This is a genomic window from Halomonas sp. 328 (assembly GCF_015645095.1).
Classification (GTDB): domain Bacteria; phylum Pseudomonadota; class Gammaproteobacteria; order Pseudomonadales; family Halomonadaceae; genus Bisbaumannia.
The window spans coordinates 1-22,540 of record NZ_JADOTW010000036.1; the positions used below are offsets into that span (position 1 = coordinate 1).

Consider the following 22,540-nt stretch of genomic DNA (forward strand, 5'->3'; position numbering starts at 1 on the left):
AGCGCCTCCAGCGTGTCATTGTCGGTGAAGCCGGCATCGATACGCACTCGAACCTGGGCCCCGGCGCTTTCGTGGAGCCGCCGCACCAAGTGGGGAATCCAGGTATCGGCATTCTCGGCCGGGCCGGCGTTACCCTCGCGAAGTAGACCGCCCACCATGTCACCGGTTTCGGCCAGCGAGGCCACCAAGGGCGAGTAGATTCGGGCCCCGTAAAGTCCATGAAATGCCGAGCCGCCCTGGTGGCCATGGACCTCGATCGGCAGGCCGTCGATGTCCAGCGTCAGCTGCTTGGGGCGCTCGCCATTCTTCAGCGAGGTCAGGCGCCAGATCACTAATCGCAGCAGGCCTTCGTGCACGGCGTCGATGTTGTCGTTACGGCCGAGGCAGGTCAGCAGCCGCGACAACGTGGCTTGAGACGGCCGGTCCTGGGCCAGGGGCGTCATGCCGCGCGCATCGCTGCAGGCCAGCTGCCAGAGCGGGTCACGACGCAACATGTCGGTATCGCTGAGATCGATCCAGCCCATCGCGCGCTGCAGCACCAGGGTGCGCAACTGGCTGGCCAGTGAATGACGGATGCGCAGCGGATGGCGCCGATCGACCAGATTGTCTTCGAGTGCCTCGATCACGCCGCTGTTGTCGAGGGCGTCACGCAGCAGCAGCGCCCCGCAGTCGCTGGTGGTGCGCTGGCCGCTCAGCTCGACACGAACAGAGCCGTTGCACGAGGGCGTCCAGGTGGATAGGCTTTCACCCATAGCGGATGGTCCTCTGGAATCAGGTTCTTGCCGGAACGTTCTGATTTCTCAAGAGAATACCATCCGCTATCTTCGTTTTCAGGCTGGCCTCATGAATAAGCAGGGGTAATGCCACGGTTGCCCTGCTCTCCGACTCTCAGTTGGGTGACCTGAGCGAGAAGTTCATCAACGCCCAGTTCTCGCAGAGACAAGAGATTGCCGCAGACAACTTCTCCTTCGACCTGTTGGGAGAACGCGGCGTCTCTCGCGAGGGCCTTGTCACCGCATTCGAGAAGCTGGCCAGCCTCGATGGTGGCGAGGGTTCCATTCTCTCCTCTCACCCGGGGTCGAGTGACCGCGCCGAGAACATGCGCGACCGCCTCAACGCCGAGCGCTAAGCGCTCTCCGGCGAGGCATCCCCTGCCTCGCCGGTATTCCCCTCCCCGTTCGAAACTCGATGCCCCGTGCTGGATAACATCGGCTGATACCTTGGCGTTAGCAATCCAACGTGGTTGAGCTAGGGTGAGGGGTACTGCTAGGCATAGGGTGGTGGGGTCAATGGCGGATAACGGCTCGAAGCAGCCATTCAAAACAATATTTTCAGTGTTTGATTGAGTTAATATTTTTATTTTTTTAATGGTTTTTTGAAGAGTGTTAGGTTTTCAGGCGAGTTGTCATTCATATGGAAGTGTCTTGGGTTGATATAAGAGAGGGGCGCAGGGTTGTTGAGCTAGGATATGTCGGGATGATTAATGAGTGGTCAATAGGTCGGTACTATCACATGGATGTAAATCCAGAGCGTGCTATTGATGTGTCCGCTACGCCAAGGCATGGGGTTGTTGAGGAGTTCGAGCGAGAAAGTACTCGGGAATGCGTGCTGATACCTGCTCTTAAGTAGCAGGTAATGCTTAAGATTCGCTCATGGCCGAATGGGGAGCGTTAGTCTACCCTGATGGTATGGATCAAGCCGATTTTATGCACCATAGCCGACACCTTTCAGGTGGTAATTCAGTTTTCCCTTGGCATAGGAGACGTCCATGCAAGATATAAGGCGACTTGAGGTTGGCATGACCACAAAGATTGGCACGGATCAGGTGAAGGAGCCTGAGGTGGGAAGGGAATATGTCCGGGCGCTCGACTCCAATACTTGGCTCCTGTTTACCGAAGACCCGGCCGAGGACCGACCAGTTGTTGTTCGCATTGATAGCATCGATGGTGATGTGTGCCACTGCACGGTTACTAGAAAGCTAAGTTGATGGGTGTTCTAGATTTCATTTCCGCTCTCGCCTTGGCTGACTAGGGGGGTGGTCCCAGAATGTAGGGGTCCATGGTGCGAACCATTGTCCGAGGGGAATTCATGGCTCAAGTGCTTCATCGACGCGCCAAGTGACGACTAGTTCTGGCAGTATATTGACCATGGCCGATTGACTGCTGCTGGCCGATAGTCGCTCCCCAATAACCTCGGCCGCCCTTGGCAGCCGAGGTGACTCGTCACTCTTTCCCTTCCTCCATCGCTTCCTCGATCTACTCCAGCCAGGTCTCGGTAAGACGCTGTCCCAGGCGCAGGGTGTGCCAGGGCGCGCTGGGCCGGTGTTAGCGATGGGGGGCACTGAACCACTCCCGCTCGATGGCGGCGTAGGTCTGCAGGCGTTCTCGCAACTGATTCGCGCAGGGCGGCGATTCAGTTGGGGAACTGGTGAGACCCTGCCCATCGGCTCCCGAGGAAGACGGCTATCACGGGGCGTGATAGCGTGACGGCCCCCCCTTCGATATGCCCGGCAGGAAGCCCATGTCCCTGGAAAATGCGCTGCTCTACCTCGTCGCCATCTTCGTCTTCGCCGTGACCCCGGGGCCCGGGGTCTTCGCCTTGCTGGCTCGCGGCATGGCCTCGGGGGCTCGCCCCTGCGTCTCCCTGGCGCTGGGCATGACCGCCAGCGACCTGATCTACCTGCTGCTGGCCTTCTACGGCCTGGCGGCCATCGCCGAGAACTGGAGCGAGGCCTTTACGGTGATTCGCTACCTCGGCGCCGCCTACCTGTTCTACCTGGGCTGGAGGATGTGGACCGCTCCGGTGCAGGCCGAGCCCCTGGCACCCGAGCAGCGGCGGGTGGATACCATAAAGGGTTTCCTGCAGGGGTTCCTGATCTCCGCCTCCAACCCCAAGGTGATCCTCTTCTACATCGCCTTCCTGCCCACCTTTATCGATCTCACCGCCCTGGGCCGTAGCGACATGGGACTGGTGATGGGCCTGACCTTCGTCGGCTTGATGGCGGGGCTGATGCTGATGGCCTCCGGCGCCTCCCGTGCCCGCCGCTTCCTGCAGACCGAGCGCGCCATGAAGGGCGCCAACCGTTCCGCCGGTTCGCTGATGGTCGCCGCCGGGGCCTTCCTGGTCGCCAAGGGTTGAGCCGGTCCAATGACTCTCAGCGGGAGGTCGTGGGCTTCATGAACATACGAGCGTATCGATCCAGTGACTTCGCCGAGTGGCTGCGCATGCGTCGGGCCCTCTGGCCGGAGATTCCCCGGGAGACGGAGGTCGCGGAGGCCACGGCGTGGCTCGCGCGTCCGGACGCGGTGGTCCTCGTCGCCGAATGGCCCGGGGGGGGCGAGGCCTGGCGGGCTTCGCCGAGTTCGGCACGCGTCCCTATGCCGAGGATTGCGACACCAGCCCGGTGGCCTATCTGGAAGGCTGGTACGTCGAGCCGCAGGCGCGGCGGTTGGGCATCGGGGCCGCGCTGGTGCAGGCCGGCGAGGCCTGGGCCCGGCAGCGCGGCTACCGCGAGCTGGCCTCGGATGCCCTGCTCGAGAGCCGGGGCTCGCAGCGGGCGCATGAGGCCCTCGGCTTCACGGAAGTGGAGCGGGCGGTGCGTTATCGCAAGGCACTGGAGCAGTGAGCTTCGTTTCGTCGAGGTGGCGTGGCGGCAAAGGGCACCTGTCCTCGGCCTCTCTGAAAGCCGGGGAGAATCACTCAGCTTCCTTTTCCGATCGAGCTGCTGGCGCCTTCGCCGGATCCCTGGCGCCCCGGGCCCTGGGGTCGCCATCCGGCTAGGCTTGGGGTGATGGGGGTAGGGGCTGTCAGGAGGTGGCTATGGACGAGGACCTTAGCGGGATGACGCGCGAGCAGCTGCTGGAGGAGGTCAAGCGACTGCGCCAGGCGATCCGCGAGCATCGGGACTGCAGTGGACACGACCTCTGCTGGCATCATCCGGCGCTCTGGCGCCTGTTGCCGGAGACGACGGATTCGCTGCCGGTGGTGCCGGCCTGGCCGGAATTCCTGCGGGGCTGTATCCGGTATCGCCAGTCCCTGGACGAGCAGGCGCCCGATGCCCCGCGCTCTGACGAGCCCTATCAGGAGTGATCGACATCACGGGAGGCCGCGCTCCCCGTTACCTTGATGCCGGATGATGGCGGGGCTTCAGGGCGCTTCGTTCAGTAGCCGGCGCAGCTCGCCGTGCCGCTCGGGGTGGGCCACCAGCAGGCTCTGCCACTCGGCGAGTGACGGCTCGCCGGCCAGGTCGCTGACCGCGCAGCCCGCCTCCCGGGCGATGACCAGGCCGGCGGCGATATCCCACAGATCGAGCCGGGCGCCCTGGGAGAAGAAAGCGTCGGCGCGGCCCAGGGCCACATAGGCCACCTCGAGGGCTGCCGAGCCGGGGACGCGTAGGCCCGCCACCCGTGGCATCAGGGCCGCGAGCTGGGCCAGGCTGGTCGCGCAGTCGCCCTTGGCGTGATAGGGCAGGCAGGTGGCGACCAGCATCTCGGTCAAGGGACGGGCCGGGGGCAGGGCGAGGGGGCGCTCATTCAGGAAGGCGCCTCGGCCGCGTACCGCCCAGAGCATCTCGTCTAGCAGTGGCTGGTAGACCACGCCATGGGTGAGGGTGTCGCCCTCGCGCACGGCGAGGGAGACCGAGAAGTGGGGCAGCCGGTGCAGGAAGTTATTGGTGCTATCCAGGGGATCGATAATCACCGTGGGGCCCGTGCCCTCGGCGGGGCTGGCCCCCGTCTCCTCGCCGAGGAAACCTACCCCGGGGTGGGCCCGGCGGATGGTCTCGATAATGGCCCGCTCGGCGGCCCGGTCGTAGTGGGTCACGAAGTCCGAGGGGCCCTTGTGCTCGAGTGCGATGGGGCTGCCACCCTGGTAGCCCTCGCGAAGCAGCTCGCCGGCCGCCCGGGCGGCGAGCTTGAGGGTGTCGATCAGCGGAGTGGGGAGCGTCATGCGGCCGCCTGTCGGTTGGGGTCGTCGGTGCGCCGGCCGCTCTCCCGGTGGAAGGGGTGCAGGGCGTCCCGGGTGACGTAGAAGCGCAGCATCTCGCCCTCGGCCACCGGGGGCTGGCCGGCGGTGCGGATCACCGTGGGCTGGTCGCTGCCGGCCAGCCGCACATAGAGGTGGCTCTCGGCGCCGGCGGCCTCGAACAGCTCCAGGGTGGCCTCCACCATCAGGTGCGGCGCCTCGGGGGCCTCCAGGCGCAGGTCATCGGGGCGAATGCCGATCAGGTCGGTGCCCTCGGGCAGGTCGCCGAGCAGGCCATTGCCTCGCTCGCGCAGGTACGCCAGGGGCACCAGGTTCATCGCCGGCGAGCCGATAAAGGTGGCCACGAAGAGCGTGGCGGGCCGCGCATAGATCTCCATGGGCGTGCCCACCTGCTCGATGCGCCCGCCGTTGAGCACCACCAGGCGGTCGCCCAGGGTCATGGCCTCGAGCTGGTCGTGGGTGACGTAGAGGCTGGTGGTCTTGAGGCGGCGCTGGAGCTGCTTGATCTCCACCCGCATCTGCACCCGCAGCTTGGCATCGAGGTTGGAGAGCGGCTCGTCGAACAGGAAGGCGGCGGGCTCGCGCACCAGGGCGCGGCCCATGGCCACCCGCTGGCGCTGGCCGCCGGAGAGCTGGCGCGGCTTGCGGGGCAGGAAGGCCTCGATCTCCAGCATCCGCGCCGCTTCCTCCACCCGGCGGCGAATCTCGTCGCCCTTGAAGCCGCGGTTCTTGAGGCCGTAGGCCAGGTTGTCGAACACCGTCATGTGCGGGTAGAGGGCGTAGTTCTGGAACACCATGGCGATATCACGCTGGGCGGGCTCCAGCTCGTTGACTCGCCGCCCGCCGATCTCGAGTTGCCCCTCGCTGATGGTCTCGAGCCCCGCCACCATGCGCAGCAGGGTCGACTTGCCGCAGCCCGAGGGGCCCACCAGCACCACGAATTCGCCGTCGGCCACGGCCAGGTCGATGCCCTTCACCGCCTGAACGCCGCCGGCGTAGGTCTTCTTCAGGCCGGCCAGTTTGATGCTTGCCATGCTTATTTCTCCGTCTCGGTCAGGCCCTTCACGAACAGGCGCTGCATAAACAGGATCACCAGCACCGGGGGCAGGGCGGCCATCACCACCGCGGCCATGACCAGGTGCCATTGGGGGTCGCCATCGGCGGCGGTGGTCATGCGCTGGATGCCCATGACGATGGTGTAGTAGTCGGGGTCGGTGGTGATCAGCAGCGGCCAGAGGTACTGGTTCCAGCCGTAGATGAACATGATCACGAACAGCGCGGCGATATTGGTCACCGACAGGGGCAGCAGGATGTCCTTGAAGAACTTCAGGGGGCCGGCGCCATCCACCCGGGCGGCTTCCAATAGCTCCTCGGGCACCGTCATAAAGAACTGACGGAACAGGAAGGTGGCGGTGGCCGAGGCGATCAGCGGAATCGAGAGCCCGGCGAAGCTGTTGAGCATGCCGAGGTCCGCGACCACCTGGAAGGTGGGGATGATGCGCACCTCCACCGGCAGCATCAGGGTGACGAAGATCACCCAGAAGAAGAACAGCCGGAAGGGGAAGCGGAAGTAGACGATGGCGAAGGCCGAGAGCAGCGAGATGGACAGCTTGCCGACGGTGATCGCCAGCGCCATCACCAGGCTGTTGACGAGCATCTGCCCGGCGGGGGGCGCCCCGGCCCGGGACAGGCCGCTCTCCCACATGGCCCGGTAGTTCTCCAGGGCATGGCCGCCCGGCACCAGCGGCAGGGTGCCGCGCAGGAACTCCCCCGGCCCCTGGGTGGAGGCGACGATGGCGATATAGACGGGGAAGAGCACCAGGGCCACCCCGGCGATCAGGATCAGGTGGGCAACGAGGTGGCTCCAGGGTCGATGTTCGACCATAGCTGAGGTTCCTTTCGGGATCAGTAATTGACGCGCCGCTCGATATAGCGGAACTGCACCACGGTGAGGGCGATGACGATCGTCATCAGCACCACCGACTGGGCGGCGGAGCTGCCCAGGTTCATGCCCACGAAGCCATCGGCGTAGACCTTGTAGACCAGGATATTGGTCGCCTGGGAGGGCCCGCCCTGGGTGGTGGCGTGGATCACCCCGAAGGTGTCGAACATGGCGTAGACCACATTGACCACCATCAGGAAGAAGGTGGTGGGCGAGAGCAGCGGGAAGACGATGGTCCAGAAGCGCTTGAACGGGCTGGCGCCGTCGATGGCCGCCGCCTCGATCAGCGACTGGGGGATCGACTGCAGCCCGGCCAGGAAGAACAGGAAGTTGTAGGCGATCTGCTTCCAGGCGGCGGCGATGATCACCAGCGCCATGGCATCGGCCCCGGAGGTGCGGTGGTTCCAGCGATAGCCGAGCATCTCGAGCAGATAGGGCACGATGCCGATGGAGGGGTTGAAGATAAACCACCAGAGCACCCCGGCGATGGCCGGAGCGATGGCGTAGGGCCACACCAGCAGGGTGGTGTAGGCGTTGCGCGAACGCAGCATGCGGTTGACGGTCACCGCCAGCAGCAGCGCCATCGACATCGACAGCAGGGTGGTGCCCAGGGCGAAGATGGCCGTGACTGAGAGGGCGTTGAGGTAGTAGGGGTCGGCGAACAGCCGCGCGAAGTTCTCCAGGCCGACGAAGGTGGTGTTAAGGCCGAAGGCGTCTTCCCGCAGCAGCGACTGATAGAGGGCCTGGGCCGCCGGCCAGATAAAGAAGATCAGGGTCACGATCACCTGGGGCGCCAGCAGGGCATAGGGCAGCCAGCGCCCGGGAAAGGTCATGCGCTTGGTTTGCATCGGAAGGCTCGAAACGACGGGAAACAGGCGCCCCCTTCGCGGGGAGGGAGCGCGAGGGGGCTTAGCGGTTGGCGGCTTCGAAGTCGCGCAGCAGGGCGTTGCCGCGGCGCACCGCGTCGGCGCTGGCCTGCTCGCCGTTCTTGCGGCCGCTCATCACCGCTTCCATCTCCTCGGAGATGAGGTCGCGGATCTGCACGAAGTTACCGAAGCGCAGCCCCTTGGAGTGCTCGGTGGGCGGGTTGAGGGTCATCTGGCGGATGGAGATATCGGTACCCGGGTTCTCGGCGTAGAAGCCCTGGGCCTCGCTCAGCTCCCAGGCGGCCTGGGTGATCGGCAGGTAGCCGGTGCGCTGGTGCCACTCGGCCTGCACCTCGGGCCGGGAGAGGTAGTCGAAGAAGGCGGCCACCGCGGCGTACTCGTCGTCGCTATGGCCCCGCATGGCCCAGAGGGTGGCGCCGCCGATGATGGAGTTCTGGGGCGCCCCCTCGGCCTCGGCGTAGTAGGGCAGCATGCCGTAGTCCACCGCGAAGTCGGCATTGGCCAGCACCCCGGCACGGGCCGCGGAGGAGCCGAAGAACATGGCACACTCGCCGGCATAGAACATCGGCGCGGCGTCATCTCCCGGCCCCGGGCCGCCCCAGCGGAAGACCCCCTCGTCCTGCCACGCCTTGAGGTTGTCCCAGTGGCGGGCGACCAGGTCGTTGTCGAAGACCAGCTCGGTCTCGAAACCCGCGAAGCCGTTCTCCAGGGTGCCCAGGGGCGAATCGTGCATGGCGGAGAAGTTCTCCAGCATCACCCAGCTCGGCCAGGAGGTGGTGAAGCCGCAGTTGGCGGCGCCACTCTCGCGCAGCCGGCGGGAGTAGTCGGCCACCGCTTCCCAGGTCTCGGGGGCGCCGTCGAGGCCCGCCGCGGCGAAGGCGTCGCGGTTGATATAGAGGATCGGCGTGGAGGAGTTGAAGGGGAAGGAGAGCAGGTTGCCGTCGGTGTCGGTGTAGTAGCCCACCACCGCCGGCAGGAAGGCGTCCTGGTCGAGGGCACGGCCCTGCTCCGCCATCAGCTCATGGATGGGATAGATGGCCCCCTCGGCGGCCATCATGGTGCCGGTGCCCACCTCGAAGACCTGCAGGATGTGTGGCTGCTGGCCGGCGCGGAAGGCGGCGATGGCGCCGGTCATGGTCTCGGTGTAGTTGCCCCGGTAGCTGGGACGCACCCGGTAATCGTCCTGGGCGGCGTTGAACTCCTCGGTGAGGTTCTCGAGGATCTCCCCGAGCTCGCCACCCATGGCGTGCCACCACTGCACCTCGACGGTGGCATGGGCGGATAGCGACAGGCTGGCGGCGGCGATACCGGCGGCCAGGCCTTTCAATGAACGTACGGACATGAAGCGCTCCTTGCGTCAGCGGCGACCCGGGGGTCGGTCATCGAGATGAAACGTCGCCGACACTAGCGGCCCAAGATGACGCTGGCGTGGCAAGGCCGTGTCGCGGGGATGACGGTGCCATGAACGCCGTCACGCCGCTGTCATGGGAAGGGCGCAGGCTACGGCCCACCTTGAACCCTGGGCCACTGGAGGATGCCATGCGCCTCGCCCTCTTCGACCTCGACGATACCCTGCTGGACGGCGACTGCAGCGAGCTGTGGAACGCCTGGATGATCGAGCGCGGCTGGATCGCCGCCCCCGGCGAGTTCCTGGCACGCACCCAGGCCATGCAGGCCGCTTACCATGCCGGCCGCCTCAAGCTGGAGGAGTACCTGGCCCTGACTCTGTCGCCCCTGGCCGGGCGTCATATGGAGGAAGTGAGCGCCGAGGTGGCGGCCTTCGTGGCGGCGCGTATCGAGTCCCGGCTCTTCGCCCAGGGGCGTGCGCGGGTCGCCGAGCATCGCGCCCGGGGCGACCGCCTGCTGGTGGTCTCCGCCTCGTCGCGGCACCTGGTAGCGCCGGTGGCGGCGGCGCTGGGCATCGCGGAGGTGATCGCCGTGGAACCGGCCGTGGTGGACGGGCGCTATACCGGCGCCACCACCGGGGTGCTCTCCTATCGCGGCGGCAAGGTGACCCGGCTGGAGGCCTGGCTGGCGGAGCAGGGGGGCGTCGCCAGCCACCTCAGCTTCTACTCCGACTCCCATAACGACCTGCCGCTGCTCAGCCGGGTGGATCGCCCGGTGGCGGTCAATCCCGACCCGGTACTGGCCGAGGTGGCCCGCGCCGAGGGCTGGCCGCGGCTCGACTGGCGCGGTTCCATGGCGCTGACCGGTTAGCCGGATGAGAGGGTGGGGGCGTGGCAGGGTGGTGGCTACACTGTCTGCAAGGCGTCGCGCCAGGCGGTGCGACCGGACTCCCACCGAGGAGGCGTAGCCATGGCGTCGTCCGACCTCCTGAACGAACTGTTCCACTACCCCCTCCTCGAGGCCATGCTGGGGCGTCGCGCGCGGCGCTTCGGCCTGGGCATGGAGCTGCCCTCGGGGCCGCTGGCCTACCGCTCCCGCCAGGCGCCACTGCCGCTCTCGGAACTGGAGCGCGACCTGCTGCTGCTCGCCGGCACCGGGGTCAGCGGCTGGAGCTTCGGGGTGCCCCACGGCCCCGACCGGCCCGACGAGCATGCCCACTACACCCTGCGCTATGGCGGGCGCACCGCGCCCACCGCCGGGGGCTTCGGCACCCCGGCGCTGCTGTTCACCGATGACGACGGCATCCATTTCCTCAATACCCGGGACCTTCCTCCCGAGGGGATGCGCGAGTACCGGGGCGAGGACGATGTGGCGCGACTGCTGGCGCTGATGCGCGACCGGATCGAGACCCTCTCGCCCCAGCGCCTCGATCTGCCGGCGGCGCCACCGCATATGCTCGAGCCCAACCTGTGGATGGCCAATGCGCCGGGCTCGACCCTGTTCATGCCCATCGGTGACGCCAGCGAACAGGTGCTGGCGCTGCTGGCCATGGCCATCGGCAACGGCAACACCCCCATGGATGACGAGCTCGGCCGTCCCGCCGGCGACCTGGCGCCCTTCCAGCGCAGCGGCCTGCTCCAGGAGGAGAAGCGCGTGCCCCTCTCGGTGCTGCAGCAGATGGCCTATGAGGGGAACTGCGCCGAACTGGCGATGATGGGCCATAACATGGTGCTGATGATGCAGGCCATGGGCCTCGGCGGCCTCTACTTCAATGGCCTCAATCGCTGGAGCCTCCTGGGCGCCTTCGCCGACCAGGGCATCGTCGGCGCCGGCTTTCGCTTCGTGCGCGACGCCCGCTGGACCCTGCCCAACCCGGTGGGGCTCGATGGCCGCTACGAGGCGCTCTGCCCGCCTTATTACCCGGACATGCGGGCGGCGGTGGCGGCCTTCGTGGACCGCAAGTTCGGCCCGGGCGGGGCCTATGACGCCACCACCCCGGGGCCCTGGCGGCGCAGCCGCGAGGTGAAGGGCGGGGTCACCCCCTATTCGGAGGAGTTCCAGGCCTGCCTGGGGGAAGTGGCCCAGTACATTCACGACAAGCACGGCAAGTTCCCCGGCGCCTTCACCACCATCGTGCTACCGGGCTTCGTCCAGGCGGTGCACCTGGATACCGACTTCTACGATCGCCACTACCAACCCGGGGCCTACCTGGCGACCCATGCCGAGCACCTGAAGCGCTGGCATCCCGGCGAGCCGGGCAGCGCTTGAAGTCGGTGGCCCGGCCCCCCACCTTTAGGGTATCGCCCACTTTCCCACCCCGGAGTTGAGATGACTTCCACCGTACTGATCACCGGCGCCAATCGCGGCGTCGGCCTGGCCCTGGCCCGCCACTACCACGCTGCCGGCTGGGCGGTGATCGGCGTCTGCCGCAGCGGCGGCGAGGCGGCCGCCGAACTCGCCGAGATCGCCGAGACGCTGATCGAGGGCATCGACGTGACCCGCCCCGAGGACGTGACCCGGTTGCAGCGGGAGCTGGTGGGGCGCCGCCTGGACCTGCTGATCAACAACGCCGGCCTGCTCAAGGACGAGGCGCTCGGGGAGATCGACTTCGAATCGATCCGCGAACAGATGGAGATCAATGCCTATGCGCCACTGCGAGTCAGCGAGGCGCTGCTGGGCAACCTGGGCGAGGGCGCCAAGATCGCCAATATCACCAGCCGCATGGGCTCCATCGCCGACAACGACTCCGGCGGCCGCTACGGCTATCGCGCCTCCAAGGCGGCCCTCAACGCCTTCGGCAAGTCCCTGGCGGTGGACCTCAAGCCCCGCGGCATCGCCGTGGCCCAGATCCACCCGGGCTACGTGAAGACCCGCATGGTCAACTTCGGTGGCCTGATCGATGCCGAGGAGGCCGCCGCCGGTATCGCCCAACGCATCGAGGAGCTGACCCTGCGTACCAGCGGCGGCTTCTGGCATAGCAGCGGCGAGGCGCTGCCCTGGTAGAGGCACTGGCTCGGGGTGGCCCGCCCAAGGTCGCCTGGGCCGCTACCGTCATCCGCGCTAGGCTCTCCCTGGACTCGATAAGGAGACAGGGATGAACGACTTCTGCAAGCGACTCGGTATCGACGTGCCGATCCTCCAGGCGCCCATGGCGGGCTCCCAGGGCATCGAGCTGGCCCTGGCGGTGGGCGAGGGGGGCGGCCTGGGGGCGCTGCCGGCCGCCATGCTCGATAGCCAGGGCCTGGATACGGCCCTGGCGCGTCACGGCCGGGAAGGGGACGGGCCCCTCAACGTCAACTTCTTCTGCCATGTCCCACCCGTCCCGGACCCGGCCGCCGAGGCACGCTGGCGCCGGGCCCTGGCGCCCTACTATCGGGAGCTGGGGCTCGATGGCGAGGCGGTGCCGGCGGGCCCGGGGCGGCGTCCCTTCGATGCGGCGGCCTGCGAGGTGCTGGAGGCCCATCGCCCGGCGGTGGTGAGCTTCCACTTCGGCCTGCCGGAGGCGGCGTTGCTGGCGCGGGTCAAGGCCTGGGGCGCGCGGGTCTTCTCCACCGCCACCACTCTGGAGGAGGCGCTCTGGCTGCAGGCCCGGGGTGTCGATGCGGTGATCGCCCAGGGGCTGGAGGCCGGCGGCCATCGCGGCCACTTCCTCGATCACGACCTCACCAGACAGCTGGGCACCTTCGCCCTGCTGCCCCAGTTAGTGGCGGCCCTGGATATCCCGGTGATCGCCGCCGGTGGCATCGGCGATGCCCGGGGCGTGCGGGCGGCCCTGGCGCTGGGCGCCAGCGCCGCCCAGGTGGGCACCGCCTACCTGCTCTGCCCCGAGGCCACTACGAGTGCCGTGCATCGTGCCGCCCTGGCCAGCGAGGCGGCCCGGCATACTGCCCTGACCACCCTCTTCTCCGGGCGTCCGGCCCGGGGCATCGTCAATCGCCTGATGCGCGAGCTGGGCCCCTTGAGTGACGCTCCGCCATCCTTCCCCCTGGCCACCGCCGCCATCGCGCCCCTGCGCGCTACCGCCGAGGCTCGGGGCAGCGGCGATTTCAGCCCGCTCTGGGCCGGCCAGAACGTGACCGGCTGCCGGGCTATTCCCGTCGCCGAGCTGACCCGGCAACTGGCACAAGGCAGCCGATAGCCGAGATTCCCGGGGGGCTGCTACCATGGATGGATGAACAGTCTTCCCATCGCCCCCCTGAGCGATCCCCGCTACTACCTGGCCAATTTCCGCGCCGCCCTGGACTGGGTGGCGGCGCGCTACGATGACCTGCTGGGGGACGAGGAGCGTCACTTCCTGACGCGCTTCACCGCCCTGCCCGAGGCCGCCCAGGCGCTACTGGTGCGCCTGGTGATGCGCCGCGGCGAGCACTTTCGCACCTCGCGGCTGGCTTACCCCGAGATCGGCGATACCGAGGCCGCCCTGGCGCCCTTGATCGCCTCGGGCCTGGTGGAGGCGGATCCGGTGCTCGACGTCGAGGAGCTGTGCCGGCAACTGCGCCTGGCGGAGCTGCGCCAGGCCTTCGCGACGCCCCTCGCCGAGGCGGGACTGGGCCGTGCCACCAAGGGGGAGCTGAGCGACCGGCTCCCGGAACTGGTGCCGGCGCCGCGACGCTACGCCGCCTGGTGGCCCGAGGCCCCGGATCGGCTGGTACGCCTCACGGCGATGGCGACCTGCGAGCGGCTGCGGCTGATGTTCTTCGGTAACCTGCGCCAGGACTGGTCGGAGTTCGTGCTGACGGAGCTGGGCCACCAGCGCTTCGAGACGGTGCCCTTCGGTCCCGAGTCCCGGGCCTTCCGGCATCCCGAGGAGCTGGACGCTTACCTGGCCCTGCATCGGCTGGGGGAACGTCTGGACGCGGGGGAGGCGGTGAGTGACCTGGCCGAGGCGCTGTCCGAGAGCCTGCCGCCGACCGCGGCCAACCCCTGGCTGGCGGCGCGACGCTGCCGCCTGGCCCTGCGCCTGGGGCGGGAGGCCGAGCGGCAGGGCGAGACCGAGCTGGCCCTCGGTCTCTATGCCCAGGGCGGCGAGGACGAGGCCCTGGTGCGTCGGCTGCGCCTGCTGGAGCGCCTCGGCGAGCATCGGCGCGCCCTGGATCTGGCCCGGCCCGCCCTGGCGGCACCGGCCAGCGAGGCCCAGCGCCAGGCCCTGGCACGGCTAGTGCCGCGCCTCGAGAAGCGCCTGGGGCTGGCGGTCACGCCGGCGCCGCCGGAACCCGCCCCCGAGCGGCTGACCCTGACCCTGCCCCAGGCGGTCAGCGGCGGCGTGGAGCGGGCGGTGGCCGAGCACCTCGCCACGCCCGAGGCGCCGGTGCGCTACGTGGAGAACGGCCTGCTCACCAGCCTCTTCGGCCTGCTCTGCTGGGAGGCGATCTTCGCGCCCCTGCCCGGGGCCTTCTTCCACCCCTTCCAGAGCGGCCCCGCCGACCTCTACCGCCCCGACTTCGTGACCCGTCGCCGGGCGCTGTTCGACGCCTGCCTGGCGCGCCTGGACAAGGGTGATTACCGGGAGGCGATCCGCGCCACCTGGGCGGCCAAGCGGGGCCTGGCCTCGCCCTTCGTGGCCTGGGAACTGCTCGATGAGGCACTCCTCGAGCTGTCCCTGGCGAGCCTGCCGCCGGCCCATCTGCGCGCCTGCTTCGAGCGGCTGCTGGCGGATCTCAAGGCCAATCGGGCCGGCCTGCCGGACCTGATCCAGTGCTTCCCCGAGCGGGGTGGCTACCGGCTGATCGAGGTCAAGGGGCCCGGGGACCGCCTCCAGGACAACCAGCGCCGCTGGCTCGCCTTCTTCCACCGGGAGGGTATCCCCGCGGCGGTCTGCCAGGTGCGCTGGGCATGAGTGACGAGCCGCTGACCTATCGGGTGGCGGTGCGGGCGCTATGCGACTTCACCGCCCGGCGTGGCGACCTGGACCATCGCTTTACCCCGGCGCCCAGCGCCCGGGAGGGCATCGCCGGCCATGCCCGGGTAGTGGCTCGCCGCGGCGGCGATTACCGCGCCGAGCTGCCCCTGGAGGGCGAGTTTGTCGCCCAGGGGGTGCGCCTGCTGGTGCGCGGTCGCGCCGACGGCTATGCCCCCGGGGAGGCCTGTCTCGAGGAGATCAAGACCCACCGCGGCGACCTGAGCCGCCAGGCCGCTAACCAGCGCGCCCTGCACTGGGCCCAGGCGCGGACCTACGGGGCCCTGCTGTGTCGCGCCGAGGGGCTGGCCCGGGTGACGATTCGCCTGGTCTACCTGGAGATCACCAGCGGCGAGGAGACCCGCCTCGACGAGACCGTGGCGGCCGCCGAGCTGGAGGCGGAGTTCCTCGCCCGCTGCCGCGACTTCCTGGCCTGGGCCCGCCAGGAGTCGGCCCATCGTCGCGCCCGGGACCAGGCCCTGGCGACACTGCGCTTCCCCCATGGCGAGTTCCGCCCCGGCCAGCGGGCCCTGGCCGAGGCCGCCTACAAGGCCGCCGCCACCGGCCGCTGCCTGCTGGCCCAGGCCCCCACCGGCATCGGCAAGACCCTGGGCACCCTCTTCCCGCTGCTTACCGCCATGCCTCGCCAGGAGCTGGATCGGCTGGCCTTCCTGACCATGAAGACCCCGGGGCGGCGCCTGGCCCTGGATGCCCTGGCCAGCCTGGGCGCCGCCGAGGGCGACCCCCCGCTGCGGGTGCTGGAGCTGATCGCCCGGGACAAGGCCTGCGAGCATCCCGGCACCCCCTGCCAGGGCGAGGCCTGCCCCCTGGCCGAGGGCTTCTATGATCGCCTGCCGGCGGCGCGTCGGGCGGCGGTGGCCCGGGGCTGGCTGGATCGCCAGGCGCTTCGCGAGCTGGCCCTGGCCCATCGGGTCTGCCCCTACTACCTGGGCCAGGAGCTGGCCCGCTGGTGCGATGTGATCGTCGGCGACGTCAATCACTACTTCGACGACACGGCGCTGTTGCATGGCCTGGCCCAGGCCAACGGCTGGCGCCTGGGGTTGCTGGTCGACGAGGCCCATAACCTGGTGGGGCGCGCCCGGGGTATGTACAGCGCCGAGCTGGATCAGGCACGACTCAATCGCCTGAAGCGAAACGCACCCGGGATGCTCGAGCCGCCCCTGGCGCGGTTAAGCCGCCAGTGGCAGGCCCTGGTGCGGGAGAGCGGCGTCGCCGAGGGCTCGGTGCGGCATCCCGCCTACGGGGTCCTCGAGAGCCTGCCCGGCGGCCTGCTGGGGGCCCTGCAGGGGCTGGTGGCGCGTCTCGGCGACTACCTGGTGGAACACCCCGGCCAGGGGGAGTGGCAGGAGCTGCTCTTCGAGGCCCTGGCCTTCGGCCGCTTGGCGGAGCGCTTCGGCGACCACTCCCTGTGCGACCTGGAGCGCCGCGGCCGGGGCCGTGCCCGGCTGGGACTGCGCAACCTGATACCGGCGGACTTCCTGGCGCCGCGCTTCGCCGCCGCTCACTGCACGGTGCTCTTTTCCGCGACCCTGAGCCCGCCCGCCTACCATCGGGACCTGCTGGGCCTGCCCTCGGGAAGCGTCTGGCAGACGGTGCCCGCGCCCTTTCGCGCCGAGCAGCTCGAGGTGCGGGCGCGCAGCGATATCTCCACCCGGCTGGCGGATCGCGCCGCCTCCCTGGGGCCCATCGTCGCCACCCTCGCCGACCAGTACCGACGCCGCCCGGGCCACTACCTGGCCTTCTTCAGCAGCTTCGCCTACCTGGAGGTGGCCCGGGAGGCGCTGGCCGCGGCGCATCCCGAGATTCCCCAGCGCGGCCAGACCCGCGGCATGGACGAGGCGGCCCGGGAGGCCTTCCTGGCGGGCTTCGCGCCCGGGGGCCGGGGCATCGGCTTCGCGGTGCTGGGCGGGGCCTTCGGCGAGGGCATCGACCTGCCCGGGGAGCGGCTGATCGGCGCCTTTATCGCCACCCTGGGCCTGCCGCCCTCGGATCCCTTCAACGAGGCGCTGCGCGCGCGGCTCCAGGCGCGCTTCGGGCGCGGCTACGACTACGCCTACCGGATCCCCGGCCTGACCAAGGTGGTGCAGGCCGCCGGCCGGGTGATCCGCGGCCCCGAGGACGAGGGGGTGGTGGTGCTGATGGACGAACGCTTCGCCCGGCCCGAGGTACGGGCCCTGCTGCCCGAATGGTGGGGGGCGTGAAGCTCGAGGAGTGAGGCGTCAGGCGTCGTTGAGGCGCCGCTTCCAGTTGCCCTGGTGCTCCCGCTGGCAGGCCTCCTCGCTGTCGAACTGGACCTGACGGCGCAGCGCCGCGGGCTTGATGGCGGCGGCGGCCAGCTTGGCCTGGAGCAGCTGACAGAGGTAGTCGTCTTCCCGGGCCTCCCGGGCCTGGGCCAGGGCGTCGTCGCTGTCGAAGACGCAGACGATGCGCAGGCTGTCGGGGAAGCGCCGGTAGTCGGCCAGGTGGGTCAGCCAGCGAAAGCCAGGCACGCTCTCCAGGGCTAGTTCGCAGACTTCCATCAGGGCACCGCGCAAGCGGTTGTCGAGCTGCTTGTCAGTTTTTCGCATCGGGGCCTCCGGCTGGGGTGGCGATCTCCTCGTCGGCCTCGAAGAGGCTTTCCAGCTCCCGGGCCGCCTCCTGGACCGTCTGAATATATTGGCTCTCGTTGCCGAATACCTCCAACTGGCGCAGCAGGGTCTGCTCGTCGTGGTCGCGGAAGGTGGCCACGCCGTGGTCGGCCTGCTCCGGGGGCAGGCCGAGGGCGACCAGCACCTCGCGGGTCAGCTCCAGGCTGGCGGGAAGCATCTCGCGGACCAGGTCGTGGATGCCGGCGCGCATCAAGAGGTGGGCGTGGTAGCGGTTGCGGGCCCGGGCGAAGATGCGCAGCTGGGGGAAGCGTCGCCGGACCCGTTCGGCGATGCGCATGGAGGCCTCGATATCGTCCATGGCCAGCACCAGGACGCGTGCCTTGTCGGCGCCGGCGGCGCTCATCAGGTCGAGGCGGGCGGCGTCGCCGTAGTAGACCTTGTTGCCGTAGCGGCGCACGAAATCGACCTGCTCGGCGTTGATATCCAGCACCGTATAGGGGATCTGCAGGCCCTGGAGCACCCGGCCGAGGATCTGCCCGAAGCGCCCGAAGCCGGCGATGATCACCTGGGGGGCATCGTCCTCGGGAGTGTCGTAGCCGGGCCGCTTGCGTGCCCTGGCGAAACGCGGGCGCAGCCAGCGGGCATAGCCGCCGTAGAGCAGCGGGGTGGTGGCCATGGAGAGCGAGATCACCAGCACCAGCAGTTCGGTGAGCTCGCGGTCGAGCAGGGCCACCGTGGCGGCGGCGGTGAGCAGCACGAAGGCGAATTCGCCGCCCTGGGAGAGCAGCACCCCGAGGCCGGTGGCCTCCTTCCAGGAGCCGCCGTAGAGGCGGCTGGCCAGTACCAGGCTGGCGCCCTTGAGCAGCAGCAGCCCCAGGGTCAGGCCCAGCACCGTCAGCGGTATCTCCGCCAACAGGCCGATCTGCGCCATCATCCCCACCGCCATGAAGAAGAGTCCCAGCAGCAGGCCGCGGAAGGGCTCGATATCCGCCTCGATGCTGTGGCGATACTCGGAGTCCGCCAGCAGCACCCCGGCGATAAAGGCGCCGAGGGCCATGGAGAGGCCGGCCAGCTCCATCAGCAGGGCGGCGCCGATCACCACCAGCAGGGTGGTCGCGGTGAAGACCTGGCGGCTCTTGGTGCGGGCGGCCAGGTGAAAGAGCGGGCGCAGCAGGTAGCGTCCGCCGAGGATCAGCCCCAGGAAGGCGCCCAGCGCCAGGGCCGTCTCCTTGAGCAGCACCCCGGGGCCCGCCGCCAGCAGGGAGCCGGCGGCGAGGATGGGAATGGCCGCCAGCACCGGGATCGCCGCCAGGTCCTGGAACAGCAGCAGGGCGAAGCCGTTGCGGCCCTGGCGGGTGGAGAGCTCCTTGCGCTCGCCGAGCAGCTGCAGCACCAGGGGCGTGGAGCAGAGCCCCAGGCTGAAGCCGACCACCAGGGCCGCCAGGGGCGAGAGCCCCAGCCACCAGGCGGCCAGGGCCAGGCAGGCGGTGGTCAGGGTCACCTGCAGGCTGCCGAAGCCGAACACCGCCCGGCGCATGACCCTCAGACGCGCCGGTTTGAGCTCCAGGCCGATCACGAAGAGCAGGAAGACGATGCCCACCTGGGAGAACTGCAGCACCCCCTCGGCGTCCGGCACCAGCCCCAGCACCGAGGGGCCGATGATCACCCCAGCCACCAGGTAGCCCAGTACCTCGCCGAGCCCCAGGGCCTTGAACAGGGGCACCATCAGCACGGCGGCGGCGAGGAAGATGGCGGCATTGAGCAGCAGGTCGACGGCCAAGGTCAGGGGCTCCGGTGGTGAATGACAGGGGATGATAATGGCGGCCGGGACCGGAGATGCCAAGCCGGGACGGCGCCGCGATTGTGCCTGACGCCGAAAGCGTGCTACTCCTGAAGTCCTATGAGCGCCCACAAAGGAGTGTGACCATGGGGATCGAAGTGGCCGGCCTGTTCGGGCTGATCTGGTTGATCATCATCATCTGGGCCATCGTCAAGGTGGCCAAGAGCGGGGCGGGGCCGGTGGCCAAGCTGCTGTGGATCCTGATCCTGCTGTTCTTCCCGCTGATCGGCCTGATCGCCTGGTTGCTGTTGGGACCCAAGGGATAGCGTCGGGCGAGCCTTTCTCCTCCTTGCTGCGGCGCAGCATGGGCGCCTATACTGCACCGCAATATTCGCGGTTGGACAAGGAGGCGGCATGGCCAAGCGAGCGGTCAAGCGGATCGACCTGGCGCTACAGGGCGGCGGCTCCCACGGGGCCCTCACCTGGGGCGTGCTGGATCGGTTGCTGGAGGACGAGCGCCTCGAGATCGATGGCATCAGCGGCACCAGCGCCGGGGCCATGAACGCGGTGGTGCTGGCGGATGGCCTGCAGCGGGGCGGACGCGAGGGGGCCCGGGAGGCCCTGGCCGGCTTCTGGCAGGCGGTCAGCGAGGCGGCGCGCTTCTCGCCCATCCAGCGCAGCCTCTGGGACCGGCTGATCGGCAACGACAGCCTCGACCATTCGCCCAGCTACCTCTTCTTCGAGAACCTCACCCAGTTGGTCGCCCCGGCCTACCTCAACCCCCTGGATATCAATCCGTTGCGGGACCTGGTGGCGGAGCGCATCGACTTCGACCGGGTCAATGCCTGCACCCAGGTCAAGGTCTTCGTCACCGCCACCAATGTGCGCACCGGTCGCGCCACCATCTTTCGTCAGCCCGACCTCGGCGTGGAGACCCTGATGGCCTCCGCTTGCCTGCCGTTTCTCTACCGGGCCGTGGAGATCGACGGCGAGGCCTACTGGGACGGCGGCTACAGCGGCAACCCGGCGCTCTACCCCCTGGTGGACGACCAGGGCTGCCGCGACCTGGTGGTGGTGCAGATCAACCCCCTGGTGCGCCGCCGGCTGCCGGGCAGCGCCCGGGAGATCCTCAACCGCCTCAACGAGATCACCTTCAACTCCAGCCTGGTCAAGGAGCTGCGCAGCATCCAGCTGCTGCAGCGGCTGATCGAGGCGGAGGGACTGACGCTGGAGAGCTACCGGGCCATGCGCCTGCACCTGATCCACTGCGAGCAGGAGGTGGAGGGCCTGAGCGCCTCCAGCAAGATGAACGCCGAGTGGGACTTCCTGACCCGGCTCTTCGCCCAGGGGCGCGCCTGGGCGGATGCCTGGCTGGCGGAGCACTTCGAGGCGATCGGCCAGCGTTCCACCTTCGACCTGGATCGCCTCTTCTCCGACACCTTCCGCCCCCTGGCCGGGGCCTCCGAGGGGGAGGAAGCGCCATGATCGCGATCATCGCCATCGTCGTGGCCCTGGGTCTGCTGATGTACCTGGCCTACCGGGGCCTGAGCCTGCTGCTGCTGGCGCCCCTGCTGGCCATGCTGGTGGCCCTGGTGGCCCAGGCGCCGCTGCTGGCCAGCTATACCCAGGTCTTTATGGGGGCCGCCGGGGGCTTCGTGATCAGCTACTTCCCGCTCTTCCTGCTGGGGGCGGTGTTCGGCAAGCTGATGGAGGATTCCGGCAGCGCCGAGGTGCTGGCCGGGGCCATCGTCGCCCGCCTGGGGGAGGCCCGGGCCATCCTGGCGGTGGTGCTGGCCTGCGCGGTGATGACCTATGGCGGCGTCTCGCTGTTCGTGGTGGCCTTCGCCGTCTACCCCATCGCCGCGGCCCTGTTTCGCCGCGCCGACCTGCCCAAGCGCCTGATGCCCGCCACCATCGCCCTCGGCGCCTTCACCTTCACCATGACCGCCCTGCCGGGGACCCCGGCGATCCAGAACGCCATTCCCATGCCCTATTTCGGCACCTCGCCCTTCGCCGCCCCGGGGCTCGGCATCATCACCGGCCTGGCGATGCTGGGGCTGGGCCAGGCCTGGCTCAGCCATCGGGCGCGCCGGGCGCGATCGGCAGGGGAGGGTTATGGGGCCCACGAGGACGCCCTGCCCGCCACGTCGACGCTGCGCGAGCGGGCCGCCGGGGAGGGCTTCGACCTGGCCGAGGTCACCCCGACACCGCTCCCGGCCAGCCTGCCGAGCCTGCCCCTGGCGCTGATGCCCATCGTGCTGGTGATCGCCCTCAACCTGGTGTTTACCGCCTGGGTGATTCCCGCCATGGAGACCGGCTACCTGGCCGAGCCCCGCTTCGGGGCCACCGGCATCGAGGCGCTGCGCGGGCTCTGGTCGGTGATCGCCGCCCTGGTGATCGCCATCGGGGCGCTGATCCTGGCCAATCGCCGGCGCCTGCCGGGGCTGACCGGGAGCCTGGACAGCGGTGCCAACGCGGCCCTGCTGCCGATCTTCAATACCGCGAGCCTGGTGGGCTTCGGCGCGGTGATCGCCTCCCTGGCGGCCTTCGAGACCCTGAGTGGCTGGGTCACCTCCCTGGGGGGCGACAACCCGCTGATCTCCCTGGCCATCGCCGTCAACCTGCTGGCCGGGATGACCGGCTCCGCCTCCGGCGGCATGAGCATCGCCCTGGCGACCCTGGGGGAGACCTACCTGGCCATGGGGCAGGCCGCCGGCATCGCCCCGGAGCTGCTGCACCGGGTCACCGCCGTGGCCACCGGGGGCCTGGATGCGCTGCCCCACAACGGCGCCGTGATCACCCTGCTCTCCATCTGCGGGCTGAGCCACCGGGAGTCCTACCTGGATATCGCCGTGGTGGCGGTGCTGGTGCCGCTGCTGTCGCTGGGGCTGTTGATCCTGCTGGGGAGCCTGTTCGGCGCCTTCTAGCACTCAACCCCGAGACGCCGACGCCCCGGTCACGAGAACCGAGGCGTCGGGGAAATAGAGACCGGGGAGAGGTCAGCGGCGCGGTGGCGCCTTGTAGTGACCGGGCACCGTGACTCGCTCGCCGTTGGGCAGCTGGCGCGTGTGGGTGGGCACATAGACGCGCTTGATC

20 protein-coding genes and 1 pseudogene are annotated in these 22,540 nt (G+C 68.9%); 13 read left to right on the forward strand and 8 right to left on the reverse strand.

Annotated elements, in window-relative coordinates; genetic code table 11:
* A partial coding sequence (locus tag IHD13_RS15755) for an IS1380 family transposase (protein WP_195861987.1) occupies positions 1–752 on the reverse strand: 752 nt, incomplete at its 3' end.
* A 140-nt stretch (positions 753–892) separates the two neighbouring features.
* Between IHD13_RS15755 and IHD13_RS15760 the strand changes: the two genes are divergently transcribed.
* The 4 genes and pseudogenes from IHD13_RS15760 (at position 893) to IHD13_RS15775 (ending at position 4,089) form a co-directional block, all read left to right on the forward strand.
* Positions 893–1,129: a M48 family metalloprotease gene (locus IHD13_RS15760; protein WP_230086372.1), complete on the forward strand. Its 237-nt coding sequence runs from the start codon at positions 893–895 to the stop codon at positions 1,127–1,129.
* A 1,391-nt stretch (positions 1,130–2,520) separates the two neighbouring features.
* On the forward strand, positions 2,521–3,138 hold the full coding sequence (locus IHD13_RS15765) for a LysE family translocator (RefSeq protein ID WP_195861988.1): 618 nt from the start codon (positions 2,521–2,523) through the stop codon (positions 3,136–3,138).
* 38 nt (positions 3,139–3,176) lie between these two features.
* Positions 3,177–3,625 (forward strand): annotated as a pseudogene (locus IHD13_RS15770) (GNAT family N-acetyltransferase).
* A 194-nt stretch (positions 3,626–3,819) separates the two neighbouring features.
* Positions 3,820–4,089 carry a hypothetical protein gene (locus IHD13_RS15775; protein ID WP_195861989.1) on the forward strand — a complete coding sequence of 90 codons (270 nt, stop codon included), beginning with the start codon at positions 3,820–3,822 and terminating at the stop codon, positions 4,087–4,089.
* A 57-nt stretch (positions 4,090–4,146) separates the two neighbouring features.
* On the opposite strand, the gene IHD13_RS15780 is transcribed toward IHD13_RS15775, so the two are convergent.
* The 5 genes from IHD13_RS15780 to ugpB all read right to left on the reverse strand — a co-directional run bounded on the left by IHD13_RS15780 (position 4,147) and on the right by ugpB (position 9,154).
* Positions 4,147–4,947, reverse strand: coding sequence for an inositol monophosphatase family protein (locus IHD13_RS15780; protein ID WP_195861990.1), 801 nt, complete (start codon positions 4,945–4,947; stop codon positions 4,147–4,149).
* Positions 4,944–6,017 (reverse strand): sn-glycerol-3-phosphate import ATP-binding protein UgpC, encoded by a 1,074-nt coding sequence (locus IHD13_RS15785; RefSeq protein WP_195861991.1) that lies wholly within the window; start codon positions 6,015–6,017, stop codon positions 4,944–4,946. Before IHD13_RS15785 ends, IHD13_RS15780 begins: the two co-directional genes overlap by 4 nt.
* A 2-nt stretch (positions 6,018–6,019) precedes the next feature.
* On the reverse strand, positions 6,020–6,868 hold the full coding sequence (gene ugpE, locus IHD13_RS15790) for a sn-glycerol-3-phosphate ABC transporter permease UgpE (RefSeq protein WP_195861992.1): 849 nt from the start codon (positions 6,866–6,868) through the stop codon (positions 6,020–6,022).
* 20 nt (positions 6,869–6,888) lie between these two features.
* Positions 6,889–7,773, reverse strand: a complete 885-nt coding sequence (gene ugpA / locus IHD13_RS15795) for a sn-glycerol-3-phosphate ABC transporter permease UgpA (protein ID WP_195861993.1) — start codon at positions 7,771–7,773, stop codon at positions 6,889–6,891.
* A gap of 61 nt (positions 7,774–7,834) precedes the next feature.
* Positions 7,835–9,154 carry a sn-glycerol-3-phosphate ABC transporter substrate-binding protein UgpB gene (ugpB, locus tag IHD13_RS15800; protein WP_195861994.1) on the reverse strand — a complete coding sequence of 440 codons (1,320 nt, stop codon included), beginning with the start codon at positions 9,152–9,154 and terminating at the stop codon, positions 7,835–7,837.
* A 197-nt stretch (positions 9,155–9,351) separates the two neighbouring features.
* Here ugpB and IHD13_RS15805 point away from each other — a divergent pair, with 197 nt between their 5' ends.
* The 6 genes from IHD13_RS15805 (at position 9,352) to IHD13_RS15830 (ending at position 17,277) form a co-directional block, all read left to right on the forward strand.
* Positions 9,352–10,029 (forward strand): HAD family hydrolase, encoded by a 678-nt coding sequence (locus tag IHD13_RS15805; RefSeq protein ID WP_195861995.1) that lies wholly within the window; start codon positions 9,352–9,354, stop codon positions 10,027–10,029.
* Between the two features lie 99 nt (positions 10,030–10,128).
* Positions 10,129–11,427 carry a hypothetical protein gene (locus IHD13_RS15810; protein ID WP_195861996.1) on the forward strand — a complete coding sequence of 433 codons (1,299 nt, stop codon included), beginning with the start codon at positions 10,129–10,131 and terminating at the stop codon, positions 11,425–11,427.
* A 60-nt stretch (positions 11,428–11,487) separates the two neighbouring features.
* The gene (locus IHD13_RS15815) at positions 11,488–12,162 is read left to right on the forward strand and encodes an SDR family oxidoreductase (protein WP_195861997.1); all 675 of its coding nucleotides are present in this window, start codon (positions 11,488–11,490) and stop codon (positions 12,160–12,162) included.
* Between the two features lie 91 nt (positions 12,163–12,253).
* Positions 12,254–13,297, forward strand: a complete 1,044-nt coding sequence (locus IHD13_RS15820; RefSeq protein WP_195861998.1) for an NAD(P)H-dependent flavin oxidoreductase — start codon at positions 12,254–12,256, stop codon at positions 13,295–13,297.
* A gap of 33 nt (positions 13,298–13,330) precedes the next feature.
* Positions 13,331–14,995: a VRR-NUC domain-containing protein gene (locus IHD13_RS15825; protein WP_195861999.1), complete on the forward strand. Its 1,665-nt coding sequence runs from the start codon at positions 13,331–13,333 to the stop codon at positions 14,993–14,995.
* Positions 14,992–17,277 carry an ATP-dependent DNA helicase gene (locus IHD13_RS15830; RefSeq protein ID WP_195862000.1) on the forward strand — a complete coding sequence of 762 codons (2,286 nt, stop codon included), beginning with the start codon at positions 14,992–14,994 and terminating at the stop codon, positions 17,275–17,277. Before IHD13_RS15825 ends, IHD13_RS15830 begins: the two co-directional genes overlap by 4 nt.
* An 18-nt stretch (positions 17,278–17,295) precedes the next feature.
* Here IHD13_RS15830 and IHD13_RS15835 read toward each other — a convergent pair whose 3' ends face one another.
* Positions 17,296–17,643 (reverse strand): Fis family transcriptional regulator, encoded by a 348-nt coding sequence (locus tag IHD13_RS15835; RefSeq protein WP_195862001.1) that lies wholly within the window; start codon positions 17,641–17,643, stop codon positions 17,296–17,298.
* On the reverse strand, positions 17,630–19,444 hold the full coding sequence (locus IHD13_RS15840) for a monovalent cation:proton antiporter-2 (CPA2) family protein (RefSeq protein WP_195862002.1): 1,815 nt from the start codon (positions 19,442–19,444) through the stop codon (positions 17,630–17,632). The genes IHD13_RS15835 and IHD13_RS15840 overlap by 14 nt, the downstream gene beginning before the upstream one ends.
* A 146-nt stretch (positions 19,445–19,590) precedes the next feature.
* Between IHD13_RS15840 and IHD13_RS15845 the strand changes: the two genes are divergently transcribed.
* From IHD13_RS15845 to IHD13_RS15855, 3 genes are all read left to right on the forward strand, one after another.
* Entirely contained in the window at positions 19,591–19,770 is a 180-nt protein-coding gene (locus IHD13_RS15845) for a PLDc N-terminal domain-containing protein (protein ID WP_195862003.1), read from the forward strand.
* Between the two features lie 88 nt (positions 19,771–19,858).
* Positions 19,859–20,929, forward strand: a complete 1,071-nt coding sequence (locus tag IHD13_RS15850; RefSeq protein WP_195862004.1) for a patatin-like phospholipase family protein — start codon at positions 19,859–19,861, stop codon at positions 20,927–20,929.
* Complete coding sequence (locus IHD13_RS15855) at positions 20,926–22,371, forward strand: GntP family permease (protein WP_195862005.1); 1,446 nt, start codon at positions 20,926–20,928, stop codon at positions 22,369–22,371. Before IHD13_RS15850 ends, IHD13_RS15855 begins: the two co-directional genes overlap by 4 nt.
* The last annotated feature ends 169 nt before the right edge of the window (positions 22,372–22,540 follow it).